The sequence below is a fragment of the Rhodococcus erythropolis NBRC 15567 genome, assembly GCF_001552595.1.
GTDB classification, from domain to species: Bacteria; Actinomycetota; Actinomycetes; order Mycobacteriales; family Mycobacteriaceae; genus Rhodococcus_F; species Rhodococcus_F erythropolis.
Window position 1 is genome coordinate 55348 of the sequence record NZ_BCRM01000019.1, and the last position, 13893, is coordinate 69240.

Annotated in this window: 15 protein-coding genes; 12 read left to right on the top strand and 3 right to left on the bottom strand. The window is 62.5% G+C overall.

The window, feature by feature from the left end; genetic code table 11:
- Nucleotides 1-6: 6 nt before the first annotated feature.
- Genes RE4_RS21780 through RE4_RS21825 form a run of 10 tightly spaced genes read left to right on the top strand, consistent with a single transcriptional unit; the run spans nt 7 to nt 9556 of the window.
- Nucleotides 7-747 carry an MlaE family ABC transporter permease gene (locus RE4_RS21780; RefSeq protein ID WP_060939331.1) on the top strand — a complete coding sequence of 247 codons (741 nt, stop codon included), beginning with the start codon at nt 7-9 and terminating at the stop codon, nt 745-747.
- Entirely contained in the window at nt 744-1616 is an 873-nt protein-coding gene (locus tag RE4_RS21785) for an MlaE family ABC transporter permease (protein ID WP_003944051.1), read from the top strand. Before RE4_RS21780 ends, RE4_RS21785 begins: the two co-directional genes overlap by 4 nt.
- A gap of 9 nt (nt 1617-1625) precedes the next feature.
- On the top strand, nt 1626-2795 hold the full coding sequence (locus RE4_RS21790) for an MCE family protein (RefSeq protein WP_021334006.1): 1170 nt from the start codon (nt 1626-1628) through the stop codon (nt 2793-2795).
- Complete coding sequence (locus tag RE4_RS21795; protein ID WP_020907939.1) at nt 2792-3814, top strand: MCE family protein; 1023 nt, start codon at nt 2792-2794, stop codon at nt 3812-3814. The genes RE4_RS21790 and RE4_RS21795 overlap by 4 nt, the downstream gene beginning before the upstream one ends.
- Nucleotides 3811-4833 carry an MCE family protein gene (locus RE4_RS21800; RefSeq protein ID WP_030536766.1) on the top strand — a complete coding sequence of 341 codons (1023 nt, stop codon included), beginning with the start codon at nt 3811-3813 and terminating at the stop codon, nt 4831-4833. Before RE4_RS21795 ends, RE4_RS21800 begins: the two co-directional genes overlap by 4 nt.
- On the top strand, nt 4833-6095 hold the full coding sequence (locus tag RE4_RS21805) for an MCE family protein (protein WP_060939332.1): 1263 nt from the start codon (nt 4833-4835) through the stop codon (nt 6093-6095). The genes RE4_RS21800 and RE4_RS21805 overlap by 1 nt, the downstream gene beginning before the upstream one ends.
- Nucleotides 6092-7273 (top strand): MCE family protein, encoded by a 1182-nt coding sequence (locus tag RE4_RS21810; RefSeq protein ID WP_174531777.1) that lies wholly within the window; start codon nt 6092-6094, stop codon nt 7271-7273. Before RE4_RS21805 ends, RE4_RS21810 begins: the two co-directional genes overlap by 4 nt.
- Nucleotides 7270-8589: an MCE family protein gene (locus RE4_RS21815; RefSeq protein WP_060939333.1), complete on the top strand. Its 1320-nt coding sequence runs from the start codon at nt 7270-7272 to the stop codon at nt 8587-8589. Before RE4_RS21810 ends, RE4_RS21815 begins: the two co-directional genes overlap by 4 nt.
- Entirely contained in the window at nt 8556-9092 is a 537-nt protein-coding gene (locus RE4_RS21820) for an Rv1363c family protein (RefSeq protein WP_238077158.1), read from the top strand. The genes RE4_RS21815 and RE4_RS21820 overlap by 34 nt, the downstream gene beginning before the upstream one ends.
- Nucleotides 9089-9556 carry a hypothetical protein gene (locus tag RE4_RS21825; RefSeq protein WP_060939335.1) on the top strand — a complete coding sequence of 156 codons (468 nt, stop codon included), beginning with the start codon at nt 9089-9091 and terminating at the stop codon, nt 9554-9556. The genes RE4_RS21820 and RE4_RS21825 overlap by 4 nt, the downstream gene beginning before the upstream one ends.
- Here the strand turns inward: RE4_RS21825 and RE4_RS21830 are convergent.
- Nucleotides 9553-10143 (bottom strand): TetR/AcrR family transcriptional regulator, encoded by a 591-nt coding sequence (locus RE4_RS21830; RefSeq protein WP_003943994.1) that lies wholly within the window; start codon nt 10141-10143, stop codon nt 9553-9555. The genes RE4_RS21825 and RE4_RS21830 overlap by 4 nt on opposite strands.
- A 196-nt stretch (nt 10144-10339) precedes the next feature.
- On the opposite strand from RE4_RS21830, the gene RE4_RS21835 reads away from it, so the two are divergent.
- A complete protein-coding gene (locus RE4_RS21835) occupies nt 10340-11878 on the top strand; it encodes an FAD-binding protein (RefSeq protein ID WP_046378642.1) in 1539 nt (512 codons plus the stop codon).
- 29 nt (nt 11879-11907) lie between these two features.
- On the opposite strand, the gene RE4_RS21840 is transcribed toward RE4_RS21835, so the two are convergent.
- Complete coding sequence (locus tag RE4_RS21840) at nt 11908-12417, bottom strand: MarR family winged helix-turn-helix transcriptional regulator (RefSeq protein WP_020969752.1); 510 nt, start codon at nt 12415-12417, stop codon at nt 11908-11910.
- A 174-nt stretch (nt 12418-12591) separates the two neighbouring features.
- Between RE4_RS21840 and RE4_RS21845 the strand changes: the two genes are divergently transcribed.
- Nucleotides 12592-13374 carry a dioxygenase family protein gene (locus RE4_RS21845; protein WP_060939336.1) on the top strand — a complete coding sequence of 261 codons (783 nt, stop codon included), beginning with the start codon at nt 12592-12594 and terminating at the stop codon, nt 13372-13374.
- 39 nt (nt 13375-13413) lie between these two features.
- Here the strand turns inward: RE4_RS21845 and RE4_RS21850 are convergent, their stop codons facing one another.
- Nucleotides 13414-13872 carry a peroxiredoxin gene (locus RE4_RS21850; protein WP_020907928.1) on the bottom strand — a complete coding sequence of 153 codons (459 nt, stop codon included), beginning with the start codon at nt 13870-13872 and terminating at the stop codon, nt 13414-13416.
- Between the last annotated feature and the right edge of the window lie 21 nt (nt 13873-13893).

A 13893-nucleotide genomic window follows, 5' to 3' on the forward strand; every position in this document is an offset into this window, starting at 1 on the left:
AGCCCGATGCGCGAACTCGGCCAGTTCTACCGGATGGGCGCCGATGTCGCAGTGGGCTTGTTCCGCACCCGCTTTCAGGTGCAGGAGTTTCTCGAGCAGAGTTGGATGATCGCCCGGGTGTCGATCGTGCCGACAGTGTTGGTAGCCGTGCCGTTCACGGTCCTGGTGAGTTTCACCCTCAACATCCTTCTCCGCGAGATCGGTGCCGCCGACCTCAGCGGCGCCGGGGCCGCGCTCGGTGCCGTGACTCAGGTCGGTCCGGTGGTGACGGTGCTGATCGTGGCAGGTGCGGGCGCGACAGCCATCGCCGCCGATCTGGGATCGAGAACGATTCGTGAAGAGATCGACGCCATGGAGGTGCTCGGGATCGATCCGATCAATCGGTTGGTGATTCCGCGTGTGGTCGCGTCGACCGTGGTGGCTTTGCTGCTCAACGGACTCGTCTGCGTCATCGGCATCGCCGGCGGTTACGCCTTCTCGGTGTCTCTCCAGGGCGTGAACCCTGGCGCCTTCGTCGAGGGAATCACGTTGCTGACCGGCCTGCCCGAGGTGGCGTTGTCGATGGTCAAAGCTGCACTGTTCGGGATGCTGGCGGGATTGGTGGCCTGCTATCGCGGACTGTCGGTACGGGGTGGGCCGAAAGGCGTGGGGGAGGCCGTCAACGAAACGGTGGTGTACGCATTCATGGCGTTGTTCGTCGTCAACACCATCGTCACCGCGGTCGGCATCCGATTGACGGCGGGGTGATCGAGGTGACGCTGTCGGATTCGCTGGCACAAATCGGCAAGTTCGGACGCACGCGGGCGCGGGTGGCTCGAACGTCACGCTCGATCGACGACGTCGGGCGACAAGCTGTCTTCTTCGCGCGCGCCATCGCTCACATCCCGTGGGCAATTCGCAAACACCCGAAAGAAGTGTTGAGACTGGTAGCCGAGATCAGCATGGGCACCGGAGCTTTGGCAGTGATCGGCGGCACGGTTGCGGTCGTAGGATTTCTGACTCTCGCCTCGGGCGGCACCATTGCGATCCAAGGTTTCAGCTCACTGGGAAATATCGGAGTCGAAGCGCTCACCGGATTCTTCTCCGCCTTCATCAACGTTCGTATCGCTGCGCCGGTCATCGCGGGAATCGGCCTGTCGGCCACGATCGGAGCAGGTTCGACCGCGCAGATCGGTGCCATGCGCATCAGTGAGGAAATCGACGCCCTCGAATCGATGGCGATCAGTTCGGTCCCGTACGTCGTCAGCACCCGCGTCACCGCAGGGATGATCGCGATCTTGCCGCTGTACTCACTGGCGCTCGTAGGATCATTTCTGGCCGGACGATTCACCACGGTCGTGCTGTTCGGTCAATCCTCCGGTCTTTACGACCACTACTTCACGACGTTCCTCGATCCGGTCGACGTCGCATGGTCCTTCGTTCAAGTGCTCGTGATGGCACTACTGGTGATGCTGATCCACACGTACTACGGATACAACGCGTCCGGGGGACCGTCGGGCGTGGGAACTGCAGTGGGCCGCGGGGTTCGGCTCTCGCTGATCTGCGTCGTGGCGGTGACCCTGCTCGTCTCACTCGCGCTCTACGGCGGTTCCGGCAACTTCAATCTGTCCGGTTAGGGGGACTGCGTGCACAGATACGGCTACAAGTTGGCTGCTCTGGGCTTGGCTGCGGCGATCGTCGGGGTCATCGCTTTGTCGGTCGCGTCTTTCAACCAGGTGTTTGTCGCTCGCGTCCCGATCACGGTGATCGCGGAGCGCGCGGGGCTCGTGATGGATCCGGGCGCGCGGGTGAAGATGGCCGGGGTGACCGTGGGCTCGGTGGAGTCCATCACGCCGACTGACGACGCCACCGCACAACTGTCGTTGTCGATCGATCCCGAAGCGCTCGAATCTATTCCGTCAAACGTGGATGTGGCGATCACGTCGAACACGGCCTTCGGCGCGAAGTTCGTCAGCCTGTCCTCGCCGGAGCAGCCGAGTAGTGCGCGACTTGCCGCCGGAGCGACGATCGACGCATCCCGGGTGACCGTCGAGCTGAACACGGTATTCGAGAAACTCACCACCGTGCTCCGGACGGTGGACCCGGGCAAACTCGATTCGACATTGGGTGCCCTCTCGACTGCTCTGCAAGGACGCGGCGAACGGCTCGGGGTCGCACTCGAACAAGCAGATTCCTCCTTGCTCGAATTCAACACTGCACGTGAGGCTCTCGATCATGTGTTGACGGATTTACCTGCCGTCACACAGACCTACCGCGACGCTGTTCTCGACTTGATGGACACCCTCGACTCGCTCACGACGACGGGAACCACTGTTCTCGACGAGCAGCAGAATCTTGATCTCCTCTTGCTCAACGTGATCGGGGTCGCCCGCACCGGAGAAGATGTACTGGGAGCCAACGCCGACGGTATCGACACCGTTCTGTCGTTACTGCGGCCGACCACCGCACTGCTCGATGAATACTCCCCGGTGATTCCTTGCATGTTCCACGGACTGCAGGAGAGCAAGAAGATCGGCGACGGCGCCTACAACGGACAACCAGGAATCAAGATGTCGATCGGTCTGATCGCCGGAACCGAACCGTACCGATATCCCGACGACCTTCCGAAGGTCGCGGCAACAGGTGGCCCGCAGTGTATGGGTCTTCCACTGCGCGACCCGAACGTCAATGCTCCGTACCTGGTGACCGATACCGGGGTGAATCCGTTTGCGCCCGAGCGTCAGCCGAATGGTGGGCAACCGATGAACACGGTCCCGGATCTGATGAGCTACCTGTTCGGGACGGAGATCCGATGAAAGTTCGTGGGTACACCGTCAAGTTCGGAATTTTTGTTCTGGTGATGATCCTCGTCAACGCCGGGCTGATCCTCGTGTTCGGCCAGATGCGAGGTGGCGACGCGAGGTCGTACTCGGCGGAGTTCGTCAACGCCTCCGGGCTCAGAGCCGGCGACAAGGTGCGCATCGCGGGTGTGCCGGTCGGTTCTGTCGGCTCCGTCGAATTCGGTGGGAATCACCGTGCCCACGTGAGTTTCAGTGTGGATACGGGTGACACCGTGACTGTATCGACCAGAGCCGCTGTTCGATATCAGGATCTGGTGGGTAATCGATACCTCGAACTGCTCGACGATCCGGGGATCGCGGAACCGCAGCCACAGGGCGAGAGCATTCCCGTCGATCGCACCGCGCCGGCACTCGACCTCGATGCGCTACTCGGTGGTTTCAAGCCGCTGTTTCAAGCCCTGGACCCGGAGCAGGTCAACGCGTTGTCGATGTCCTTGCTCGAGGTGTTTCAAGGCCAGTCCGGAACTGTGGCATCGGTGCTGGCGCACACCGGATCGATCACGAACACTCTGGCAGACCGCGACCAACTGATCGGTCGAGTGATCGGCAACCTCGACGGTGTGCTCAGTGAATTGCGCAGCCGCGGTGGTCAGTTCAGTGACACTCTCGATCACCTACAACAGCTGGTCAGCGGGCTCGCGGCGGACAGGGAGATGATCGGGACTGCCGTCGAGAGTGTGAACACCGCATCAGGCACCTTCGCCGATCTCCTCGCCGGAGTTCGCCCGGACATCGCGGGAAACCTGTCGAAGCTGGACGCAAGCCTGAATCCGCTGATCGAGCAACAAAGTGAGCTCGATCGGATTCTCGCGTCCATGCCCTCGAACTACAAGCAGCTGATCCGAGTCGGCTCGTACGGGTCGTTCTTCAACTTCTATCTGTGCGGAATCGCACTGAAGGTCGACGGTGCCGACGGTACGCCGCTCACTGTCGACCTGGTGGATCAGACGACCGGAAGGTGCGCACCACGATGAGAGAGATGGCACAGAGCCAGGCCGTACGCGTGGGGGTCGTGGGATTGGTCGTCACGGCCGCCGTCGTATTGGCATCGCTCCAGTATCAGAATCTGCAGTTCCTGAAATCGGGTGTCGGGTACAGCGCGGTGTTCGCCGACGCCAGCGGTCTCGCGCCGGGAGACGAAGTCAACGCCGCCGGAGTGAAGATCGGAACGGTGGATCGGATCGAGGTCGAGCACGGACTCGCGCGCGTGGATTTCACACTGGAAGGCTCGATCGGTTTGGGAGAAAGCACGTCGGCAGCCGTCACCACGATGTCGTTGCTCGGCAAGCGAGCGGTATCGCTCGATCTGGACGGTCCGGGAAGGATCGCGGTCGGCGGCGAGATCCCGGTCGAGCGAACAAGATCGGCGTACTCGCTGCCCGACGTGCTCGGTGACCTCACCACGACGGTCGAGGACATCGATCTCGACCAGCTCTCCGAATCACTCGACGCAGTGGGGCAGGTGATGTCCGACAGTGCGCCGAACCTGAGGCCGGCGTTGGACGGTGTCGCACGGATCTCCGACAGCGTCAATAGACGCGACGACATGTTGCGCACCTTGCTGTCCGATGCAAACGACGTCGCCGGGACGCTGGCCGAGCGTGGACCACAGGTCAACGCGCTACTCGTCGACGGCAACGCCTTGTTGGGAGAACTGGATCGGCGACAGGCGGCGCTGGGGGAAGTGATCACGAACATCTCGGCGTTGTCGACCCAGCTGAGCGGACTCGTCCACGACAACGAGGCGCAGTTGCAGCCGGTCCTCGGCAAACTCGACACGGTTGTCGGCATTCTGCAGAACAACAAGGACAACCTTTCTCAGGGAATCGACGGTCTCGGTACGTACGTGGGCACGCTCGGCGACACCGTGGCCAGCGGTCCCTTCTATTACGCCTACGTCCAGAACCTGGTACCGGCGCAATACACCCAACCGTTGATCAACGCGATGTTCGGGCTACCACCTGCGCCGCTACCGATTCCGGAGGTTCGATGATGGGTGCCTTACGAGTTCGCAAACCGGTGAACTGGCGTCGAATCGCCGTCGTCGGTGGAAGCGTCGTCGGCGCGGCGATCGTCGTCGTGTCGGGATACCTTGCGGTGCAACATCTGCGCTACTACAACGTGACGGCCTACTTCACCTCGACGACCGGCCTGTATGTCGGTGACGACGTTCGTGTCGTGGGGGTCGACGTCGGCCGCGTCACCGAGATCGCCCCACAGGGAGATCGAATGCGCGTCGAACTGAAATTGGCGCGCGAGGTTCCCGTCGCCGAGGACGCGAAAGCGGTGATCGTTGCCCAGTCACTGGTCTCGGCCCGCTTCGTGCAATTGACGCCGGCGGTGACGGACGGCGCCGACGCACTGAATGACGGTGCGGAGATCGAGCTCGACCGAACAGCGGTCCCGGTCGAGTGGGACCAGATCAAGGAACAGCTGGGCCGGGCTGCCGATGCTTTGGGTCCCGACGGGGACGATCGCGGTCCCGCCGCCAACTTCCTCGACGGTGCCGGATCCGCACTGGCCGGCAACGGGGAAGCGCTGGGGCGCTCGGTGACCGAACTCTCGGAGGCTATGAGCACACTCGACGAAGGCGGAGCCGATCTGTTCGGCACCATCCGCGGCCTGCAGACCTTCACGACCGCACTCGCCGCAAGCGACGAACAGATCGTTCAGTTCCAAGGACGGCTGGCAAATGTCTCGAGTGTGCTCGCCGAGAGCCGGACGCAATTGGCTCCGGCTCTCGCCGATCTGGACGCCGCCGTCGTCGACGTACAGCGGTTTGTCGAACAGAACCGAACCGGCTTGACGGAGCAGATCGCGAAGTTGGCCGACGTGTCCCAGGTATTGGTCGACAAGCGCGCAGGTCTCGAGAAGGTACTGCATCTGGCTCCGACAGCGTTGTCGAACTACTACAACGTCTATCGGCCGGCCCAAGGAGCGATGGTGGGTGTGCCCGCATTCCAGAACGTCGGCAACCCGATCGACTTGATCTGTGGCGGAATCGCCGGCCTGGCCAACGACACCTCGAAGAAGGGCGCGGATTTGTGCATCGAATACCTCGGCCCGTTGCTCAACACGATCAAAGCGAACTACCCGGACCTGAGCATCAATCCGACCCGGGCGCTCGGCGCTCTTCCGGACCAACTGGTGTACAGCGAGCCTGATCTGGAACCGACTGGCGCCTTGAGTTTTCCGACGGTACCGGTGGCGTCTGATCTGACCGGCTTGCTCATGCCGTCGACAGGATCACGATGACTGGCCGCCGGTGGGGAACAGTGTGTGTGGCGGCGAGCGCTGTGCTCGTTCTGACGGGTTGTCAATGGAGCGGGCTGAATTCGGTGTCGCTGCCGGGCGCGGCCGGCCGCGGTGAGGGAAGTTTCTCGGTCGTGATCGAGATGCCGGACGTCACGTCGATCAGTCCCAACTCCCCGGTCATGGTCAACGACGTGACAGTCGGAAGTATCAGTGCGATCGAGACCGACAACTGGCACGCACGGGTGACGGTTGCGCTCGACGGCTCGGTGTCGCTGCCCGCCAACGCGACTGCCAAGATCGGCCAAACCAGTCTGCTCGGATCCAAACACGTCGCGCTCGCGCCGCCCACCGAGGTGGCGCCGGAAGGGCGGTTGTCGGAGGGATCCGTGATTCCCCTTGCATCGGCCAGTGTCTATCCCACCACCGAGGAAGCGTTGACGGCACTGTCCTTGGTGCTCAACGGCGGTGGGCTGGCCCAGATTCACAGCATCACCACGGAACTGAACACTGCTCTCGGCGGACGGACCGATGCGGCGCGCGACCTGCTGAGCCAGATGGACACCGTGACCGAGACACTCGACCGTCAACGCGAGGCGATAGTCACGACCATGGAGAATCTCGACGTGTTCGCCGGCGAGATCACGGCTCAGCGAGACGTTCTCGGTGAGGCGTTGGAGACCCTTGATCCGGCCTTGGCGGAACTCAGCGCCCAACGCGTCGACCTGACCACCGCCCTCGATGCGGTCGGCAGGTTCGGGGACGTCGGGACCGATCTGGTCGACCGGACCCGCGACGATTTGAAAGCCAATTTGAGCGCCTTGGAATCGACGCTGCAGAAGGTGGTCGAAACAGGACCGGACCTGATCAACAATTTGGGCAACCTGAGTACCTTCCCCTTCCCCCAGACGACCATCGACGACGGAATGCGCGGTGATTACACCAATTTGTGGGCGCTGATCGACCTCACGAGTAATCGCCTTCAGTCAGGTCTGGGCTTCGGTACTCCGTTCGGGGCGCCGCAAACTCCGGTGGAGAACGGAGTACTGGTCGATCCTTTGACCGCGCCTCTGAGTACCGGGCGGGCCGCCCCAAGTGACACCGGGCGGGCCGCCCCAAGTGACACCGGGCGGACCGACCCAAGTAGCACAGGGCGGACCGCCCAGGACGGTGGACGATGATTCTCACGAAGTTGGTGCGAAGGCAATTGACGATCTTCGCGATCCTGGCGGTGATAGGCATGAGCGCAGCGGCTATCTCGTACCTGAGAGTTCCGACCATGCTCGGCATCGGGCGCTATTCGGTGACAGTCGAACTGCCCGACGCCGGCGGCCTGTATCGGAACGCGAACGTGACCTATCGCGGCGACACCATCGGTCAGGTCAGGTCGGTGCGTCTCTCTCCGGGAGTGGTACGCGCCGAATTATCCTTGGAGAGTGCGGTTCCCGTTCCCTCCAGCGGGCTCACAGTAGCGGTGCGAAGCGTGTCGGCAATCGGTGAGCAATACGTCGACATGCAACCGAGCACCGCGGACGGACCCTTTCTGGCCGACGGAGACGTGATCGGCCCCGAAGCTGTCACGATCCCGACCGAGATCGGACCGGTCCTCGATCAGGCGCAGGCGATGCTCGCATCCGTACCGCAGGACAAGTTGCGATCGGTGATCGACGAGTCCGCGGCAGCTTTCGGAGGCAGGGGAGAGGATCTGGCTCGTCTGCTGGATTCGACCACTTCGTTCGTCGATCAGATGTCCGCTGCCACAACGCCGGCTACGACGCTCGTACAGCAGTTGGATCCGCTCCTGCAGACACAGGTGGTGACGGGCGATCAGATTCGCCAGTGGGCGTCCAGTGTCGCTCAACTCAGTGGACAGTTGGAGGTCGCCGACGGCTCCGTGCGCAATATCCTCGAGACCGGACCGGGCTTCGCGACTGAAGCCGACCTGCTGTTTCAAGGCCTCAAACCCACTTTGCCTGTGCTGCTTGCCAATTTCACCAGCACCGCTCAGGTGGCTTTGACGTACAACGCCGGGTTGGAACAGGTGCTCGTCATCTTGCCGCCACTGGTCGCGGCACAGGAAACCGTCGTACAACGCGGGCAGGTGGACGGCGCCGCGAACGTCAACTTCCATCTCCAAGCGCAGGACCCTGCGGCGTGCTCGACCGGTTACCTTCCTGCCGATCAGCGACGGGACCCGACCCAGACGAGTGTGCCGGACACCCCGGCTGATCTGTACTGCAAAGTGCCACAGAACTCGGTCTTCGCCGTTCGTGGATCTCGGAACATTCCCTGCATGGAGGTACCGGGCAAACGAGCACCGAGCCCGGAGATCTGCCGGAGCCCCGAAGCGTACGTGCCGTCGGGGACCAATGCGCCCGGCGAGTTGTACACCGGGCCTGACGGAGTCGACTATCAACACACGGAGTTGGCTCCGGCTGACTCCGGTCCGGGGGAGGGTGAGCCGTGGCAACAGTTGCTGACGCCGACGAATCGCTGAGAGGTGAGGTGCTGGATCCGGTCCGAGGGAAGCGCGGTGTACTCACTGCCCTGGTCTGGATTGCACTCGCGGCTCTGAGCGTCGTTGTCGTCTTCGGTTGTCTGGCAGTTCGATCGGACCGCGCGCGAGAGTCCCAGCGTCAAGGGTTCGTCGACGGTGCTGTCGCAGGAACCCTTGCTCTGATCGACGTTCACTCTGCCACGCTCGACGAGGATCTCGCGGAGCTGAAGTCGCTGACTACGGGAACTTTTGCAGACGAACTGAAGTCCGGTGAATCTGCGTTCGTCGCATCGATCCGTGATTTCGCCGTCGATTCCGACGGTGATGTCGACACCGCAGCCCTGGCATCGGAATCCGGAACCTCGGGGGTGGTACTGATCGCGGCATCGGCTCAGGTCGGCAATTCGGCGGGAGAGTCTTCGGCGCGAACCTACCGTCTTCGCGTCGGTGTCGAAGAGGTCGACGGTCGGGTACTGATGTCGAGTGTGGAGTTCGTCCCGTGAAGCGCGCGGTCTTGGCGTTTGCAGCGCTGATCTTGGTGGGAATCGGCGGGACTCTGCTCTGGAGTCACCACCGTTCGGCAGCCGCTGAAACCGCACGTGTCGAGGTGATCGGTGTGGCGCCGATGCTCGTCGAGAATCTCTTGAGCTACAACAGCGACACGGTGGACGAGGATCTTGCACATGCTGCCGAGGGCGCAAGTGGAACATTTCAGGACCGCTTCGCTGAATTCGGATCGAAAACCGTTGCACCCCAGTCGAAGGAGCAAGGAATCAGCACGAAGGCGCGAGTAGTCGACGTCGGAGTGCTCTCCGCTGCTGCAGACCGAGCGGAATTGCTCCTGTTCGTCGATCAGATCACGACGAGTATCGCGCGGCCGGCACCAGCGTCGACGTCGAGCCGAGTCGAGGTGACACTCGATCGAGTCGACGGCACATGGCTGGTGAGTGCCATGACCCCCGTCTAGTGAAGGTTGTCGCGGCCCGCCATGATCAGCCTGGCAGTGACTTCGAGCCGGTCTGCGATCTGCGAATAGGACTCGTAACCCATGCCGGCTCGGACAAGCGCTCCGGACCAGGAGATTTCGAGTGCTTCGAGTACGTCGGGATCGTATGACGGCCCCAGCGCCTCGATGAGCCGCTCGCGGATGTTCTTGCCGATACGTCCCCGAAGGTGTTCGACGTCGGGATCGTTGCCCATCATCGCCGTGGTCACGGCCGCGGCCAGCTCCGGTTCGTCGGAAACGAGGAGTGCGACGCTTCGAAGGACCGAGCAGACCTGCGCTTCTCGTTCCGCCTCGGGGGAGGGCTCGTGAGGTACCGCGTCGAGTCGGCGCCAGAACAGTTCTGCCACAAGGTGACTCTTGGACGAAAAATAGGTGTATGCCGTGGCTGCGGCGACACCGGCTTCCGCTGCCACCATTCGCACAGTCAGATCGGCAAACCCTTTGTCGCGCAGGACCGTGATCGCTGCCGCGGTCAATCGATCGACGGTTTCGGCTTGCTGCTGTGTGAGCCGTCGACGAGTGGACTCGAACTTGGTCTTACCAGACATGTGTCCAGACACTACGGGATCAGACCCGTGCGAGCAAAGTGTGCGCTATCGCCGCTCGTTCTCGCTCCCGCTCGGCGTCATGTCTCGCTCCCGCTCGGTGGGACAGAATTTCGATCCCCCGCGATCGCTAAGTCCATGTGTTAGAACGATTTCTAGAACACGTTCGGAAATGTGCCCAGGATCGGAGAGGCTGATTATGACGAAGTGGGACGAGACATGCGACGTACTCGCTGTGGGATCGGGCGGCGGACTCGCCGGCGCGTACACGGCAGCACGCGAAGGCCTCGACGTCATTGTGATCGAAGCGACCGACAAGTACGGCGGAACAACGGCGTACTCGGGCGGCGGCGGAATGTGGTTCCCGTGCAACGCCGTTCTTCGCCGGGGCGGGGACGACGACACCATCGAAGACGCGCTGGAGTACTACCGTTCGGTGGTGGGTGATCGGACACCTGCCGACGTCCAGGAGGCATACGTTCGAGGCGGCGCCGGGCTGATCGACTATCTCGAAGAGGACTCGAATTTCGAGTTCCAGATACTGCCGTGGCCCGACTACTTCGGGGAAAAACCCAAGGCTCGCGCGAGCGGTCGACACATCGTTCCCAAACCGATGAACGCTAAGAAGCTTGGTGTGCTTCGTGATTCACTTCGATCGCCGCTCGCGACGGAGCGGTTGGGAGAAGAGTTGCCGGCGTACCTCGTCGGCGGGCAGTCGTTGATCGGTCGATTCTTGCTGGCACTTTCGACATTCGCCAACGCCGCCATGCACCTGAACACCACTCTCGAAGAATTGGTCGTCGAGGACGGATCGGTCGTCGGCGCGGTCGTCGAACAAGGTGGTCGACGTCGAACCATCCGAGCCCGCAGAGGAGTGATTCTGGCCGCGGGCGGATTCGAACAGAACGAGACCCTGCGAGCCGAATTCGGTGTTCCCGGCTCTGCGCTCGACACGATGGGTTGTCCCGGCAATCTCGGCAAGGCGCATCAGGCGGCTATCGCCGTGGGCGCCGATACCGACCTCATGGGGGAGGCCTGGTGGTCGCCGGGGCTCACCCATCCGGATGGCCGCTCCGCGTTTGCGCTGTGGTTCACCGGCGGAATCTTCGTGGACGACAACGGTCGTCGATTCGTCAACGAGTCTGCGCCGTACGACCGCTTGGGTCGCTCCGTCATAGAACACATGCGGGCACGAAAAGTAACCACACCGTATTGGATGATCTACGACAACAGGGAAGGTGCAGTGCCGCCGGTGAAGGCGCCCAACGTGCCCATGGCGCAAACGGAGCAGTATGTGGATGCGGGGTTGTGGAAGAGTGCCCAGACGCTCGAAGACCTCGCCGCCCAGATCGATGTTCCCGCAGCGGAACTGGTGCAGACCGTGAAGCGATTCAACGAGTCTGCGGCGACCGGCGTCGACACGGACTTCGGCCGAGGAGACACTGCGTACGACCGTGCCTTTTCGGAGGGGGCTTCACCGCTCGTACCGATCGACCAAGGACCGTTTCACGCGGCCGCTTTCGGTATCTCCGACCTCGGGACCAAAGGTGGTCTACGTACCGACGCAACCGGGCGGGTGCTCAAAGCCGACGGTACGGCGATTGCCGGGTTGTACGCGGCGGGGAACACGATGGCAGCGGCCAGCGGGACTACGTATCCCGGAGGTGGAAACCCGATCGGAGCGAGCATGCTGTTCAGTCACCTGGCTGCACTCGACCTCACGAAGCCGCCGTCGTAAGGATCGGGCCGCTCGTGTCGGGAAAGGGGTCAGGCCTTGCCGAGTCCGGCGGCGATTCCCTTGTCCAGTTGGCTGAGCATTGCAGTCCCCAAGGACGAAAGCTGGGCGACCTGGCGATCATCGAGGCCCTCGAAGAGGAGACCTTGAACCGAGGCGACGTGTGGCGGCGCGGCCGCGACGACCTTTGTCATTCCTTCGTCGGTGAGTACTGCGTTGGAGCCGCGGCTGCCGCGAATGACTTCCCGTTTCACCCAGCCGGCTTTCTCCATCTTCGTGACGACGTGCGAGAGGCGGGACAGGGAAGCGTTCGCGCGCTGGGCCAGTACCGACAACTGGAGCTTGTGGTCGGGGGCGTCCGAGAGTGCGGCGAGCACGAAGTATTCGAAGTGGGTGAGTGCCGAATCGCGTTGCAGTTGAGTGTCGAGTGCGGCAGGCAACCGTGTCACGAGAGCGATCAGTGTCAGCCAGGCTTCCTGCTGCTCGGCTGTGAGCCACTTCGTCTGAGACTGCGCGTCGGGCTGCGCGGTCGGTTCACTCATCGGTGACTTCTCCTTCGGGTCGAGCATTCTTCGTGCACGGAGCGTGCTGGTGTACAGCGTCTCAGACGCATGTCCAGAAGAATATTGCGGGGAATAGTTGCGGGACGCAAGTGTTGAGTCCTATATTAGGTTGAACCTTCAACTTACGACGAATGTCTATCCCGAGGAGCCCATATGTCCACCACAACCATGCCTGCGCTGTATCTCAGCCACGGTGCTCCGCCGCTGGTGGACAGCGCGTTGTGGGTCGACCAATTGGGGGCGTGGGCCGGTGATCTTCCGCGGCCGACGGCAATCCTCGTCGTCTCGGCGCACTGGGAATCAGCACCGCTGACGATCGGTTCGACGACCACGGGCAGCCCGCTCATCTATGACTTCGGTGGTTTTCCCGAGAGGTTCTACCGCGCGAAGTACAACTCTCCCGGCGCTCCGGAACTCGCCGCTCAGGTTGCCGCGTTGATGCCGGACAACGAACGAGTGGTTCAGCAGCCGAATCGAGGACTCGATCACGGTGCCTACGTGCCGCTCACGGTGATGTACCCGGACGCAGACATCCCAGTACTGCAAATTTCGCTGCCAACCCTCGATCCCGAGCGTTTGATCCATCTCGGAGAACGCCTACGGCCACTCCGTGAGCAAGGTGTACTGATCGTGGGATCCGGATTCACCACGCACGGTCTGCCGTTCCTGCGTGATCCGTCACCGGAGGCGCAGGCCCCGGGATGGTCGGCGGAATTCGACGCGTGGGCAGGGGAGAGGTTCGCTGCCGGAGACGTCGATTCGTTGATCGACTTCCGCGCCCAAGCTCCCGGGATGCCGTACGCGCATCCGACCATCGAGCACTTCGCCCCGTTGTTCGTCACGCTCGGTGCGTCGTCCGATCCGGAGCAGGTGCCCACCCAGGTGATCGACGGATTCTGGATGGGACTTGCGAAGCGCTCGATTCAGGTCGCCTAGAGAATCAGGTTGCTCAGAGAATCATTTCGCCCAGGTGAGTCAGCTTCGATTGCGAAGGAACTCGAGTGCCTGGTCGCCGTGCGTGTTGGCGCGAAGTTCACTCGAGATGACTTTGAGAACGGTGCGGTCGGTGTCGATCACGAAGGTCGAGCGTTTGACCGGAGCCAGCTTGCCCAGGAGTCCGCGCTTGACGCCGAACTGTTCGGCTACCTTGCCGTCGGTGTCGGCGAGCAGGGGGTAGTCGAAGGATTGTGCGGTGGCAAAGGTGGACTGAGCTTCGACCGTATCGGTGCTGATACCTGCCCGCGAAGCGCCCACCGCGGCGAATTCGCTGCCCAGGTCACGGAAGTGGCACGCCTCGGCGGTGCACACCGGCGTCGAGGCTGCCGGGTAGAAGAAGAGGACCAAGGGGCCGTTCGCGAGCAGGCTCGTCAGCGAGCGCGGAGTTCCGTCCTGGTCGGGCAGCGAGAAATCGGGGGCGAGTTGGCCTGGTTTCATTCGGCCGAGGTTACCCGCGCA

What these genes read in the sequence shown, in the direction of transcription:
- RE4_RS21780 (WP_060939331.1), top strand. Translation starts at nt 7, where the DNA reads ATGCGCGAACTCGGCCAGTTCTACCGGATGGGCGCCGATGTCGCAGTG.
- RE4_RS21795 (WP_020907939.1), top strand. Translation starts at nt 2,792, where the DNA reads ATGAAAGTTCGTGGGTACACCGTCAAGTTCGGAATTTTTGTTCTGGTG.
- RE4_RS21800 (WP_030536766.1), top strand. Translation starts at nt 3,811, where the DNA reads ATGAGAGAGATGGCACAGAGCCAGGCCGTACGCGTGGGGGTCGTGGGA.
- RE4_RS21805 (WP_060939332.1), top strand. Translation starts at nt 4,833, where the DNA reads ATGGGTGCCTTACGAGTTCGCAAACCGGTGAACTGGCGTCGAATCGCC.
- RE4_RS21810 (WP_174531777.1), top strand. Translation starts at nt 6,092, where the DNA reads ATGACTGGCCGCCGGTGGGGAACAGTGTGTGTGGCGGCGAGCGCTGTG.
- RE4_RS21815 (WP_060939333.1), top strand. Translation starts at nt 7,270, where the DNA reads ATGATTCTCACGAAGTTGGTGCGAAGGCAATTGACGATCTTCGCGATC.
- RE4_RS21830 (WP_003943994.1), bottom strand. Translation starts at nt 10,143, where the DNA reads ATGTCTGGTAAGACCAAGTTCGAGTCCACTCGTCGACGGCTCACACAG.
- RE4_RS21835 (WP_046378642.1), top strand. Translation starts at nt 10,340, where the DNA reads ATGACGAAGTGGGACGAGACATGCGACGTACTCGCTGTGGGATCGGGC.
- RE4_RS21840 (WP_020969752.1), bottom strand. Translation starts at nt 12,417, where the DNA reads ATGAGTGAACCGACCGCGCAGCCCGACGCGCAGTCTCAGACGAAGTGG.
- RE4_RS21845 (WP_060939336.1), top strand. Translation starts at nt 12,592, where the DNA reads ATGTCCACCACAACCATGCCTGCGCTGTATCTCAGCCACGGTGCTCCG.
- RE4_RS21850 (WP_020907928.1), bottom strand. Translation starts at nt 13,872, where the DNA reads ATGAAACCAGGCCAACTCGCCCCCGATTTCTCGCTGCCCGACCAGGAC.